Raw genomic sequence first — 13697 nt, forward strand, 5'->3', positions numbered from 1 at the left:
ATCCCGGAACAGCGCCCCACGCCCCACCCGCACAAGGAACACCCTTACGTGACCAGTCCCCTCCGCAATGATCGCCTGCTGCGCGCCCTGCGTCGCGAACCGGTAGACCAAACCCCCGTCTGGCTGATGCGCCAGGCCGGCCGCTACCTGCCGGAGTACCGCGCCACGCGCGCCAAGGCCGGCAGCTTCCTGGCCATGGCGAAGAATCCGGAGATCGCCTGCGAAGTCACCCTGCAGCCACTGCGCCGCTTCCCGCTGGACGCGGCGATCCTGTTCTCCGACATCCTGACCATCCCCGATGCGATGGGCCTGGAGCTGTACTTCGTCGAGGGCGAGGGTCCCAAGTTCCGGCATCCGGTCCGCGATACCGCCGCCATCGCCCGACTGGCGGTGCCGGACATGGAGCAGGAACTGCGCTATGTCATGGACGCGGTGCGGGTGATCCGGCGCGAACTGGATGGCCAGGTGCCGCTGATCGGTTTTTCCGGCAGCCCGTGGACGCTGGCCTGCTACATGGTGGAAGGCGGCGGCAGCAAGGATTTCGCGCGCATCAAGGCGATGGCGCTGAACCACCCGCAGGAACTGCATCGGCTGCTGGAGGTGGTGACCGATGCGGTGATCGCCTACCTTGGCGCCCAGCGCGCGGCCGGCGCGCAGGCGCTGCAGGTCTTCGACACCTGGGGCGGCGTGCTGTCCCCGGCGATGTACCGGGAGTTCTCACTGCGCTACCTGCAGCGGATCTCCGCCGAACTCGAACGCGGCCAGGGCAGCGAGCGCACGCCGCTGATCCTGTTCGGCAAAGGGACGGGCCTGCACCTTGAAGCGCTGTCGCACACCGGCGCCGATGCGCTCGGCCTGGACTGGACGCTGGACCTGGACGAGGCCGTGCGCCGTACCGGCGGAAGGGTCGCGCTGCAGGGCAACCTGGACCCGACCACCCTGTATGCCAGCCCCGAAGCGATCACCACGGCGGCAGGGCGCGTGCTGGATACCTATGCGGCCGGCAATGGCGGGTCGCGCGAAGGCCACGTGTTCAACCTCGGCCATGGCATGTCGCCGGACATGGATCCGGCCAGCGTGCAGGTGCTGGTGGATGCCGTGCACCGGCTCAGCGCGCGCTGACGCTTTTCCCGACGTGGCGGCAAGGCGTGCGTTGATCGCGCCATGACCGCCCTTCGGCGATGATGGCGCCTCCCGATCGCGCGGATCCCGGCCCGATGACAGCAAGCTACGCCTCCATCCGTCCCCTGCTGTGGCTGGTGTCGCTGGCGATCTTCATGCAGATGCTGGACTCCACCATCGTCAACACGGCACTGCCGGCGATGGCGCGCAGCCTGGGCGAAAGCCCCCTGCAGATGCAGTCGGTGGTGTTCAGCTACGCGCTTGCGGTGGCCACCTTCATTCCCGCATCGGGCTGGATAGCCGACCGCTTCGGCACTCGCCGCACGTTCCTGGTCGCGATCATTCTGTTCACCCTCGGGTCGTTGGCCTGCGCCCTGGCGCAGAGCCTGCACCAGCTGGTCGCCGCACGCGTGCTGCAGGGCATCGGCGGGGCCATGCTCCTGCCGGTCGGTCGGCTGGCGGTGATGCGTTCGGTGCCGCGGGAAGATTTCCTGCGCGCGATGAGCTTCATCGCGATCCCGGCGCTGATCGGTCCGCTGATCGGCCCCACGCTGGGCGGCTGGCTGGTCGAAGTCGCCTCCTGGCACTGGGTATTCCTGATCAACCTGCCGATCGGGGTGATCGGTTATTTCGTGGCCATGAAGGTCATGCCCGACCACTACGCCGCCCATCGCAGCCGCTTCGACCTGCGCGGCTACCTGATGCTGGCCTTCGGCATGGTGGTGCTGTCGCTGGCCCTGGATGGCATCTCCGGGATGGGTACCCCGCATGCGCTGGTGATGCTGATGACGGTGGCCGGCCTGGCCGCGCTGGTCGGCTACTGGCTGCACGCAGCCAACTCCACCGCGCCGCTGTTCTCGCTTGCCCTGTTCCGCGTGCCCAGCTACCGCATCGGCATTCTCGGCAATCTGTTCTCGCGCATCGGCAGCAGCGCCATGCCGCTGCTGATTCCGCTGCTGCTGCAGGTCGGCATGGGCATGAGCCCGATGAATGCCGGCCTGATGATGATCCCGGTCGCAGCGGCCGGCATGGTCGCCAAGCGGCTGGCGGTCAAGCTGGTGGAGCGCTTCGGTTATCGTCGGGTGCTGATGACCAACACCGTCCTGGTAGGCATCGCGATGGCCAGCTTCGCGCTGATGTCGCCGGAACAGCCGCTGGGCTGGCGACTGCTGCAGCTGGCACTGTTCGGCGCGGTCAATTCGCTGCAGTTCACGGTCATGAACACCGTGACCCTGCGCGACCTGGACGTGGGCTTTGCCAGCGCGGGCAACAGCCTGCTGTCGATGGTGATGATGCTGGCGGCCGGCTTCGGCGCTGCTGCCGCCGGCAGCCTGCTGGCGGCCTTCGCGCCACTGGAGTCACATGGCGCCACCGCGGCCCTGCACGCCACGTTCCTGTGCGTGGGCGCGATCACACTGACCTCCACGCTGATCTTCTGGCAGCTGCCCGATACCGGTCCGGAGCCGAAGCAGATCGAGGAAGTGGCCGAATAGGTCTGCAGGCGGGCGATATGGCGGTGCCGACCAGGGTCGGCACGAGGGATCGCACTACGCCGACATCGCCCGTGCGATGGCTTCGGCCAGCAGATCCCCGGTCACCGGCTTGCGCAGGAAGCCCTGCATGTCCGCAGCGGCGACGCGCTCGGCCAGATCGCCATCGGTGCGCGCTGTCACCGCCAACAACGGCAGCGCGTGCCCCTGGTTGCGCAGGTGCAGTGCCAGGTCGAAGCCGCTCAGCCCAGGCAGGTCGAGGTCGAGCAGGCCGATGTCGAAGCGCTCACCGGCCATCTCGCGCAGCGCCGCCAGGGCGTGCTCGGCATGCACCACCTCGTGCCCGCGCGCGCGCAGCAGGCCACCGACCACCTCGGCAACGGTCGGATCGTCCTCCACCAGCAGGATGCGCAGCGGAAGCGCCGGTGTCCGTCGCCCGTCCGCGGCCGGCGCATCGGCAGCCTCAAGCGGGTGCAACGGCAGCGGCAGCTCCACGCGGAAACGCGTGCCGCGTCCCAGCTGGCTTTCCACGATGATGTCACCGCCCATCGCCAGCGCCAGCTCACGGCTGATCGCCAAGCCCAGCCCACTCCCGCCGTACTGGGCTGCGGTACGTGCGCCGTCGGCCTGTTCAAAGCGCCGGAACAGGCGCTTCTGCAGCTCGTGGCTGATGCCGGGGCCGGTGTCGGCGACCTCGAAGCAGAGGCCGCATGCGTGGTCGCCAGCGCGCGCCAGCAGGGTGATCGAACCGCGCTGGGTGAACTTCACTGCATTGCCGAGCAGGTTCAGCAGGATCTGCCTCACCCGCAGCGGATCACCCTCTGCGGCCAGACCCGGGGCCAGCTCGTTGTACAAGGTGAACTGCACCGCCTTCTGACGGGCCAGCGGCGCGGTAAGTGCCTGCACCTCGGCAAGCAGCGCGTGCAGGTCGATGCTCTGCGCCTGCAGCTCCAGGCGACCGGACTCGATCCGCGCCAGGTCCAGCGCATCGTTGACCAGCAGCAACAGGTGCTCGCCGGCGCTGCGGATCGATTCGGCCTGGCTGCGCTGGCGGGTGTCCAGTGGCGATGACAGCAGCAGTTCGGTCATGCCCAGGACACCGGTCATCGGCGTGCGCACCTCGTGTCCCAGATTGGCCAGGAAGCGGGTCTTGGCCGCTGATGCCTGCTCTGCCACTTCCTGCTTGTGCACGGCCATCTGGTAATCGTGGCGCCGATGCAGGCGCCGCCGATACAACCACGCGAAGCCGCTCAGCAGCAACAGCGACGCTGCGGCCAGCACCAGCACACCGGTGACGCTTCGCCACCAGGGTGGCAGCACCTGGAACTCGAGCGTCTGGATCCGCGACCAGACGTGGTCGGCAGAACGCGCCTGCACTTCCAGTGCGTAGCGGCCCGGCGGCAGCGCCGAGAACACCCGCTCTCCGCCCGCCCCGCCATCCACCCAATCCGGGTCGTAGCCAGCCAGCCGGAAGCGATAGACATTCGATGCCGCATCACTGAAGGAAAGCAGTCGCGCCACGATGTGCAGGTCACGGTCGCCATCTTCGATGGTCACCGCGGCAGCGTGGGTCAGGTCGACCACCTTGTCACCGCGGCTTACCTCGACCCGTTCGATCACCAGCGGCGCCTGCCGCGTTGGCGGCCCCACCTTGAGCGGATCAAACACCACCAGCCCGGCCGGCGTGCCGGCCAGCAGGTGTCCACCGGTGGCGGAGACCAGCGTGTTTTCGCGGAATTCCTGGCTTGGCAGGCCGTCGTGCACGCCGTAAAGGCGCACGCTCGGCGTGCGCGGATCCACCCGCAGCATGCCGCGTGGGCTGCTGGCCCAGACGATACCGCCGGCGTCGACCGCCAGTCCGTTGGCCGCCAGCGCCGGATAGCCCTGCACCGCGCCGATCGCCCGGTGGCGCTGTAGCGCATTGCCGTTCCACCGATGCTGGACCAGGCGACCATCCTGGGAGAGCCAGACCTGGTCGTCGGCCGCCAGCACCATGGCGTGCACCGCACCCGATGGACCACCATCGACCTGGACGAAACGCGCACCCAGCGCATCCCACTCCTGCACGCCGGCACTGCTGGTCAGCCACGGTCGGCCGCGAGGCCCGCATTCCAGGCTGGTGGCAAGCTGTCCGGACTGCAGCCCCCCCTGCCCCAGCGGTACGTCGTGCAGCAGGTGTCCGTCCAGGTCGCGCGCCTGCACACCGGCAGGCGACATCGTCCAGACCTGGTCAGCGCACACCGCGATGTCCTGGACGTTGCCCTCCATCACCGCATCCTTGCCCGCGTCCCTGCCCCAGCGCAGCACCCGGCGGCTGGCCGGGTCATAGCGCTGCAGGGCGTCCATCGAGCCGATCCAGACCCGCCCGCGCGCGTCCTCGGCCACCGACATCAACCAGTGGTTGCCGTTGACCCAGGTCAGGTGCTGCTGCACTTTCCCGGTCAGCGGGTCCAGCTTGTCCAGCGCGCCATGGCCCCCAACCGTCCACACGCCCCCATCGCGCGAGGCGGCCGTGCCCAGCACGAAGGCGTTGCGCAGCGATGACGGCTCGTCTTCCAGCCGTGCCAGTACCGAAAACTGCCACCAGCGCGGCAGCAGGTGCCACAAGCCGGCATTGGTGCTGGCCAGCCAGATGCCGCCTTCGCGGTCCTGGAATGCGCCAGTCCAGTTCGGGCGCACCCGGCCGCGCGCCAGTGCACTGTAGAGCGGCACCTGCTGGTAATGGCCATCAACGCCGCGCCCAAGCCCGGAACGGGTGTCCAGCCAGTAGCCCCCCTGCTCGTCGTGCAGCATCACCCCGAGCACCTGGTCGTTGTCCGGGACCGGCCAGGGCGCGGGTTCGAAACGTCCGTCGGCACGCCGCACGATCACACTGCCGAGCGTGTTGATCCACAGGCTGCCATCGGCGTCCGCAGTCATCCCGTTGATCACTGCATCTGCGGGCAGCGCGTCCGGCATGCGCTCGAAATCGGTACCGGTCCAGCGCGCCAGGCCCCGCTTGGTGCCGACCCACAGCGTGCCGTCCGGCAGCGTTGCCAGGAACGGTACGCTGTTGGATGGCAGGCTGCGCGGGTTGCCCGGCTCGGGCAGGAACCGCTGCAGTCTGTCCTGCGCATCAAGGCGGTACAGGCCGCCCTCGTAGGTGCCGAACCAGATCGCACCATCAGGGGTGGAGGCAACACTCCAGACCGTGTTGCTGGTCAGCAGCGGCTGGCTGGCGCGGTCATAGAAATGCATCTGCTTGCGATCGGCGGACAAGCGCACCAACCCGGCGTTTTCCGTACCGATCCACAACTGGTTGCGCGCATCGGCGAGTACCGTCCAGATCCGGTTGTCGCGCAGGCCATCCTCGGCGCGCCAGATGCGATAGCTGCGGCCATCGAACCGCGCCAGCCCGTCGTTGGTGGCGATCCAGAGGTAGCCCAGGCGGTCTTCGGCCATCCGGTTGACGGTGTTGGAAGGCAGGCCGTCGAATACGGTGAGCTGCCGTGGCGTAGGCGGAACCGGCTGCGCCAACGCACGCGCAGGCGCAAGCAACAGCCAGCCTGACAGCAACAGCGTCATCGCCGTACGCAGACCCATCAACCTTGCCATCTCCGCATTGCCGTCCCTCACCTGCCAGACCGCGCGTTCAACGCAGCGGTGGATGCGACAGCACATCGCCGTCCCGGCATGGTAAACCGAAGCCCGCCTCTTCGCGCAGGGCGCGGCACGCCCCATCCGTTGTCGGCGGTGGCTTCACTGCGAAGGTCGGCGCTGGCGCGCCCGGGCAATCGCTTCGACCAACATGTCCCCGGTCACCGGCTTGCGCAGGAAGCCATCGAATCCCGCCGCCAGCACGTCTGCTTCGGCATAGGCATCCGAACGCGCGGTCACCGCCAGCAGCGGGAACTCATGCGCCAGCGCGCGTAGTTGCCGCGCCAGCGCCAGGCCGTCCAGTGCGGGCAGGTCCAGGTCGAGCAGCCCCACGTCGAAGGCCGCCGTGGAGGCTTCTGCCAACGCGGCCAGCCCATGCAGTACGTGGACCACGCGGTGCCCGCGCGCTGACAGCAGGCCGACGATGACACGGGCCACGGTTGGATCATCTTCCACCAGCAGTATCGCCAGCCCGGGCAGATCAAGCGACAGCAGACCGGTGCCGGACTCCGGGGGATGCGCCTCCATCTGCCACGGCAGCGGCAGTTCCACACGGAAACAGGCACCTTGGCCGGGCCGGCTCTGCACGCCGATGCGGCCGCCCATTGCCACGGCAAGCTCCTGGCAGATCGCCAGGCCCAGCCCGGAGCCGCCGAAGCGCGAGGCGGTGCGCGGTCCGTCGGCCTGTTCGAAGCGCTCGAACAAACGCGCCTGCTGCTCGACACTGATGCCCGGCCCGGTGTCGGTGACCTCGAACACGATTCCTGCCCCGCCATCGGACAGCTGCACCGCCAGGCGCACCTCGCCACGCTCGGTGAATTTGATGGCGTTGCCCAGCAGGTTCATCAGGATCTGCCGTACCCGCATTTCATCGCCGCTGGCCGAGACATGACCGGGCACGTTCACCTGTCGCTGGAAGGCAAGCCCACGCTGCCCTGCCAGCGGCTCCATCAGGCCCTGCACTTCGTCCAGCAGTGCCTCCAGGCCGAACGGGCGGATGTCCAGTTCAAGCCGGCCGGCCTCGATCCGTGCAAGGTCCAGCGCATCGTTGACCAACCGCAACAGGTGCGTGCCGGCCTGGTGGATGGCCCCGGCATAGCCGCGCTGCTGCTCGTCCAGCGGGCTGTCCAGCAACAGCTCGCTCATCCCCAGCACACCGGTCATCGGCGTGCGTACTTCATGGCCCAGCGTGGCCAGGAAATGGCTCTTGGCCTGGGATGCCTGTTCGGCAAGATGCTGTTTGTGCAGCGTCAGCTGCCACTGCTGGCGCCGACGCAGCCGCAGCCGCACGTACCACGCCAGGGCAGCCAACAGCAGCGCGCTGGCCAGCACATACAGCAGCAGCGCCGCGCCACTGCGCCACCACGGTGGAAGCACCTCCATCCGCAGGTCCGGGGCGATGGTCCAGTCGCCGCCGGCGCGTCGCGCCTGCACTTCGATGCGGTAGCTGCCTGCGGGCAGGCGCGACAGCGTGCGCTCGCCGTCGACAGCCGGCACCCAGTTCAAGTCATACCCGTCCACGCGGAAGCGGTAGGCGTTGCTCAGCGGGTTGGCGAAGGAGAGCAGGCGTGCGTTGATCTGCAGATCGCGATCATCCGGCCCCAGCACGACCGGGGCATCCAGGGGCAGCTCCTGCCACCCTTCGCCATCGTCGCGGCGCACCCGCAACGCACCGACCACCAACTGCGATGGCGGCAGCCGTGCGTCGGGCTGGTTCGGATCGAAGCCTACCAGGCCGATCTTCGATACGGCCAACACCCTGCCTGCGGCATCCTGCGCAGGCGGGCGACCGTTGAACTCCGCATCGGGCAATCCGTCGCGCTCGGTGTAGATGCGCAGCTGTCGCGCCAGCGGATCCCAACGCATCAGGCCACGCGAACTGGTGGCCCATATCTGTCCGTCGGCCGCGGGCACCAGTCCGCCGATCGACACCGGCGGCACGCCTTCTGCCGCAGCAACCTGCTCGCGCAGGTTCAGGCCCAGGCCGTCCCAGTCGTAGCGTTCGAATGCCCCCTGCCGTGCCAGCCACACACCGGTGGGCGAAACCCAGGCGATATCGAAGATCGGCCCGCGCGAAACGCCCGGCACGGCCAGGAACGCGCTGTCCTGGAAGCGCAGCACGCCCATGTCGCCCACCACCCATGGCTGCCCACGGGGATCGAAGCGGATCTGTTCGATCGGCGCTTCACTGCGTCCAGGCAGATCGCTGGAACGTATTTCCTGCAGGAGTCGCCCGCCCGCGTCGCGGTGCTGCAGGCCATGGTTCATCACTGACAGCCACACCGTTCCATCGGGGGCGGCGCGCATCAGGTCGATGCGCTGGCGCAGGTCCGCGCCGCCATGGATCAACCAGTCGCGATGGCTGCCGCGGCGGGGGTCGTACACCGTGATGCGCCCTGCGCGCCCCAGCCACAAGGTGCCCTCGGGACGCGGCAGCAGCGACCAGACCGCACCGCTGCCGATGGTCCGGTCACTGACCAGCAGCGACAGCGTGCCCTTTGCATCTAGCCGATACACGCCCGGCGCCGCCCCGATGTAGAAGTCCGTGCCGTCGCTGGCCGCGCTCAGCAGGTACTGGCTGTCCAGCGGCTTGCCGTCCAGCTGGTACCAGGTCGAGAAACGTTTCCAGTCCGGCGGCAGGTAAGCCAGCCCCTGGGTCAACAAGGCGATCCAGATGCCGCCTTCGTGGTCCTGCAGCAGATCCACCACGCCGCTGTGCACGGTCAGGAAACCACTGCCACGGTCGCCTTCCAACCGGCGCAGCCGTTGCTCATCGCCGCGCAGCAGCCCATCTGAGCTGCCTACCCAGAAGCCGCCCTGGCGATCATGCAGCACCTTGGAGGAGCGCAGGGTGTCGCCCTGTGACCACTGGGGACGCTGGACCGCATCGTGCGCGTCGATGTGGAACATGCCATCGGACTGCGTGCCAACCCATACGCCGCCGGCCGCATCGCGACTGAGCCGCAGCACCGCAGTGGCGCCCAGGGTCGCCGGCGCGATCCGATCAAAGCCAGTGCCGTTCCAGCGCGCGACACCCCGCTCGGTACCGACCCACAGGCGTCCGCGCCCATCGACCAGGCTGGAAAAGACCGTGTCACCGGGAATGCTGTGCCGATCATGCGGATCATGACGGAACAGCTGCACCTTGCCCGCTTCGTCGCGTCGGCAAAGCCCGTAGGCGCTGGTGCCGATCCACAGCGCCTTGTCGTGTTCGGCCAAGGTCCAGAACTGTCCGTCACAGGCCTCGTTGACGTCGTCAAGCGTTTCAAAGGCGTCGCGGGCCGGTCCCATGCGGACCAGGCCCACGCCGTTTATGCCCAGCCAGAGGCGGTCCTGGACGTCCACCAGCAGTGTTTCGATCTCATCGCCAGGCAGGCTGCCCTCGGCCTGCGGATCATGCCGCCAGCTGCGCAGCGACACGCCGTCATAACGCGCCAATCCGCCATCGGTCGCAGCCCAGATGTAGCCCTGGCGGTCCTGCGCCAAGGCCGTGACCATCCGCGATGGCAGGCCTTCCGCCGGGCCCAGCCGCCGTAGCCGGGGGGTTTCGGCGGCATCCTGCGCGCCCGCCTGCGCCTTGCAGGGGAACAGCCCTGACAACAGCAGGCCGGCCACTGCCAACAGCCATCCCAGCGCCCGTCCTTGATGCATGTGCTTGGCCATCGCTCCCCCTTGGATGCAGGCGATTGTCACACAGCCTTGACGATGCGTCCGGCGAGCGGGATGCTGGCGGTGGCATTGCCGACGGGCCTTGGCAGGCAAGGACCATCGGCACCATGATCTGTTGCAGCCATGTGGCTGCTCGCGAAGCCGGTGGCGTGCGTATGATCGTCACGTCCCCCTGCAGGAGCCCACCGCGTGCTGCGACGCCTTACCCTTGCCTTGCTGCTGTCCGCGCTGCCCGCGGTCAGCATGGCGGCCACGCCGACGTACCGGCTCGACCCAGTACATACACGGGTCCTGTTCGCCATCGAACATGCCGGCTTCTCCAATGCGCTGGGCACCGTATCCGGCAGTGAGGGCGAATTGGCGTTCGATCCCGCCGACTGGGCCGCTTCCCGCCTGGACGTGCGTATCCCGATCTCCCACCTGGACCTGGGCGATGTCAAATGGAACCAGTCCGCGCTGGCACGCAACCTGCTCGACGGCGAACGCTTTCCCGAAGCACGCTTCGTGTCCACCAGCGTCGAGCAGATCGGTGAAACCCATGCCCGCGTCAAAGGAGACCTGACACTTCGTGGGGTTACCCGTGAAGTCGTGCTGGAGGTCAAGCTCAACGCCCTCAAACGGCATCCGTTGCCGCCGTTCCGCCGCACCGCTGGTTTCTCGGCGACGGCCACGCTCAGCCGCCGCGACTTCGGCATCACCGCATGGTCCAGCATGATCGGCGACAGCGTGCAGCTGCGCATCGAAGCGGAGGCCGTTCGCGACCGCAACGCCGGTGATGACGAACCTTCCGCCGCCCCCGTTCCGCCCGAGCCGTCTGACAGGAGCACGCCATGACCCGTCCTAATGGGCAGCGCTGGGGTGGCGTGAGCCAATCCCTGCACTGGTTGATCGCATTGCTGATCCTCACCCTTGGCGTGGTCGGCCTGACCATGGGCGAGCTGCCGAAGACGCCGAAGTATTTCTGGGTCTACACCGCGCACAAATCACTGGGCATCAGTGTGCTGGCGCTGGTGGTGCTGCGCCTGGGCTGGCGCCTGCATGCCGGCGCACCGCCGGCGGTGCCCGGCACTCCAACCTGGCAGGAACGCATCGCCAGCGCTACCCATGGGCTGCTGTATGTCCTGATGTTCGCCATTCCGTTGTCCGGCTGGATCTACGACTCGGCAAGCGGGCTGCGTCCGTTCCGCTGGTTCGGCCTGGTCGACGTGCCCAAGCTGGTGGCGCCGGATCCGCAGAAGGCAGCTGTTTCCCACGCCATCCATGAATATGGTTTCTGGCTGTTGATCGCAGTGGTGCTGGCGCATGCCGGTGCCGCGCTCTACCACCACTTTTTCCAACGCGATGCCACCCTGGCGCGCATGCTGCCGCGCGGCTGGCTCGCCTCTTCGCAGAAGGACTGATTCGATGAGCATCAAACTGAGCACCCCATCGGCCGTCGCCGCCGCGCTGGCCGGCCTGCTGGCCGCCTCGCCTGCCCTGGCCGCCGACTACGTGCAGGCGGCCGGAGCGCCGGGTTCCAACCTGGCCTTTGCCACCAAGTACGACGGCGAGGTCTTCGCCGGCACCTTCCCCGGGTTCTCCACCCAGCTCAGTTTCGACCCGGCCAACCCTGCGGCCGGCAAGCTCGAGGTGAACATCCCGCTGGCCGGTGCGAAGAGCGGCAACAGTGACCGCGACTCCACCCTGCAGGGCGCGGACTTCTTCGATGTCGGCAAGTTCGCCACCGCGCGATACTCCGCCAGCGGCTTCCGCGCACTGGGCAGCGACACCTACGCTGCCGATGGCACGCTGGAACTGCGCGGCGTCAGCAAGCCGGTGACCCTGACCTTCACCTGGACCCCCGGCACCCAGCCGGTACTGAAGGGCAAGGCCACCGTCAAGCGCCTGGACTTCGGCGTGGGAGGGGGCGACTGGGCCGACACCAAGAGCATTCCGGACGAAACCGCGATCAGCACCGTGGTGACGTTCAAGGCGAAATGACCAACGCGGTCCGCCAGCGCCGGGCAAGGTCCGGCGCTACGGATCCGGGTGCCTCCATGCCGCCAGTGCAGCGGCGTCGAATGGCCAATCCAGCTCGCGGTCCGCAGCGGCATCACGCAGCACCGGCACGCGCGCTCCATACCGGGGTTCCAGCGCGGGATGCCCATCGATGAACACCGGATCGAAATCCGGGAAACGCGCTTGGGCGAGCACGGCCAAGGCCTGGTCACACAGCTGGCAGTCATCACGCTGGTACAGGATGAACACAGGCAGGGCTCCGATGGCTTTGCTGCGGCGCAGCCAAGGATGCGCTGCGGCAACCGCTAGAATAGCGTCTTTCCCGGTACCCGCAGCACGGCATCCATGGCAGTCAGCACGTTCGACGTCTTCAAGATCGGCATTGGCCCGAGTTCCTCGCACACCGTAGGCCCGATGAAAGCGGCCGAGCGCTTCGTGCACCGCTGGCTGCTCGATCCCGGCCGGCTGCAGGACGTGGTGCGCATCCGCGCCGATGTCTACGGTTCGCTGGCACTGACCGGTCGCGGACACGGTACCGACAAAGCGGTACTGCTGGGGCTGGAAGGCCAGCGGCCGAACCTGATCGACCCGGACATCATCCCGGCCACGCTGGAACGCATCCGTACCAGCAGGCGCATCAACCTGATGGGCCAGCATGAAATCGTCTTCGAGGAGAAGCGCGACCTCGGCCTGAACAAGCGCCAGAAGCTGCCCTACCACACCAACGGCATGCGCTTCACAGCGTACGGCGCCAACGATGAGCTGATTGCCACGCGCGACTATTACTCGGTCGGCGGCGGCTTCGTGGTCAACCAGGATGATGCGGCCGACGACCGCATCGTACCCGATGAGACCCCCCTGCCTTATCCGTTCAAGAGTGGCGATGAACTGCTGGCGCAGACCGCGCGGAGCGGGCTGAGCATTGCCCAGCTGATGTTCGAGAATGAGAAATCCTGGCGCAGCGAAGACGAGATCCGCGACCAGCTTCGCGAAATATGGGAAGCGATGCAGGCGTGCGTGGCCCGCGGCATCCGCCAGGAAGGCGTACTGCCAGGCGGACTGAAGGTCGGCCGGCGTGCCCCCGCCCTGCACCGCGAACTGTCGTCCAAGCCGGAAGCTGCGATGCGTGATCCGCTGACCACGCTGGACTGGGTCAACCTGTACGCGCTGGCGGTGAACGAAGAAAACGCCGCCGGTGGCCGCGTGGTGACCGCCCCCACCAACGGCGCCGCCGGCGTGCTGCCTGCGGTACTGCATTACTTCGACCGCTTCTGCCCGGGGGCGAACGAACAGCGGATCTTCGACTTCCTGCTGACCTCGGCGGCGATTGGCATCCTGTACAAGGAAAACGCCTCGATTTCCGGCGCCGAAGTCGGTTGCCAGGGCGAGGTGGGTGTCGCCTGCTCGATGGCCGCCGGTGGCCTGGTCGCCGCGCTGGGCGGCAGTCCCAGCCAGATCGAAAATGCCGCCGAGATCGGCATGGAGCACAACCTGGGCCTGACCTGCGATCCGATCGGCGGTCTGGTGCAGATTCCCTGCATCGAACGCAATGCGATGGGCGCGGTGAAGGCGATCAATGCCTCGCGCATGGCGATGCGCGGCGATGGCAAGCACAAGGTATCGCTGGACAAGGTCATCAAGACCATGCGCGACACCGGCCGCGACATGCAGGACAAGTACAAGGAAACCAGCCGCGGCGGCCTGGCGGTGAACGTCATCGAGTGCTGACCGCAGCTGCCTGCGGGGGTCGTGGCGGGTGACGACCGTTGGTCGTGGTGGGTG

At 67.7% G+C, this 13697-nt stretch carries 9 protein-coding genes; 6 read left to right on the top strand and 3 right to left on the bottom strand.

Annotated features, from left to right (window positions below):
• The first annotated feature begins 48 nt into the window (after window positions 1-48).
• Together hemE and mdtD are read left to right on the top strand one after the other, a co-directional pair.
• Window positions 49-1122, top strand: coding sequence for a uroporphyrinogen decarboxylase (hemE, locus tag ACI2JH_RS05000; protein ID WP_349999605.1), 1074 nt, complete (start codon window positions 49-51; stop codon window positions 1120-1122).
• A gap of 95 nt (window positions 1123-1217) precedes the next feature.
• The gene (gene mdtD, locus ACI2JH_RS05005; RefSeq protein ID WP_319278579.1) at window positions 1218-2615 is read left to right on the top strand and encodes a multidrug transporter subunit MdtD; all 1398 of its coding nucleotides are present in this window, start codon (window positions 1218-1220) and stop codon (window positions 2613-2615) included.
• A gap of 54 nt (window positions 2616-2669) precedes the next feature.
• Here mdtD and ACI2JH_RS05010 read toward each other — a convergent pair whose 3' ends face one another.
• Together ACI2JH_RS05010 and ACI2JH_RS05015 are read right to left on the bottom strand one after the other, a co-directional pair.
• The gene (locus tag ACI2JH_RS05010; RefSeq protein WP_404735588.1) at window positions 2670-6194 is read right to left on the bottom strand and encodes a two-component regulator propeller domain-containing protein; all 3525 of its coding nucleotides are present in this window, start codon (window positions 6192-6194) and stop codon (window positions 2670-2672) included.
• A 156-nt stretch (window positions 6195-6350) separates the two neighbouring features.
• A complete protein-coding gene (locus ACI2JH_RS05015) occupies window positions 6351-9899 on the bottom strand; it encodes an ATP-binding protein (RefSeq protein WP_404735589.1) in 3549 nt (1182 codons plus the stop codon).
• A gap of 261 nt (window positions 9900-10160) precedes the next feature.
• On the opposite strand from ACI2JH_RS05015, the gene ACI2JH_RS05020 reads away from it, so the two are divergent.
• From ACI2JH_RS05020 to ACI2JH_RS05030, 3 genes are read left to right on the top strand one after another with little or no spacing between them, the layout of a single operon-like run.
• Window positions 10161-10751, top strand: coding sequence for a YceI family protein (locus ACI2JH_RS05020; RefSeq protein ID WP_404735627.1), 591 nt, complete (start codon window positions 10161-10163; stop codon window positions 10749-10751).
• Window positions 10748-11317, top strand: a complete 570-nt coding sequence (locus tag ACI2JH_RS05025) for a cytochrome b (protein ID WP_404735590.1) — start codon at window positions 10748-10750, stop codon at window positions 11315-11317. Before ACI2JH_RS05020 ends, ACI2JH_RS05025 begins: the two co-directional genes overlap by 4 nt.
• 4 nt (window positions 11318-11321) lie before the next feature.
• On the top strand, window positions 11322-11897 hold the full coding sequence (locus ACI2JH_RS05030; RefSeq protein ID WP_101099882.1) for a YceI family protein: 576 nt from the start codon (window positions 11322-11324) through the stop codon (window positions 11895-11897).
• 36 nt (window positions 11898-11933) lie between these two features.
• On the opposite strand, the gene ACI2JH_RS05035 is transcribed toward ACI2JH_RS05030, so the two are convergent.
• Window positions 11934-12164 (bottom strand): glutaredoxin family protein, encoded by a 231-nt coding sequence (locus tag ACI2JH_RS05035; RefSeq protein ID WP_404735591.1) that lies wholly within the window; start codon window positions 12162-12164, stop codon window positions 11934-11936.
• Window positions 12165-12260: 96 nt separating this feature from the next.
• Between ACI2JH_RS05035 and ACI2JH_RS05040 the strand changes: the two genes are divergently transcribed.
• Window positions 12261-13643 (top strand): L-serine ammonia-lyase, encoded by a 1383-nt coding sequence (locus ACI2JH_RS05040; protein WP_101099881.1) that lies wholly within the window; start codon window positions 12261-12263, stop codon window positions 13641-13643.
• Window positions 13644-13697 lie beyond the last annotated feature (54 nt).

It is taken from the genome of Stenotrophomonas sp. NPDC078853 (assembly GCF_044901215.1).
In the GTDB taxonomy this organism is placed as follows: Bacteria; Pseudomonadota; Gammaproteobacteria; order Xanthomonadales; family Xanthomonadaceae; genus Stenotrophomonas; species Stenotrophomonas lacuserhaii.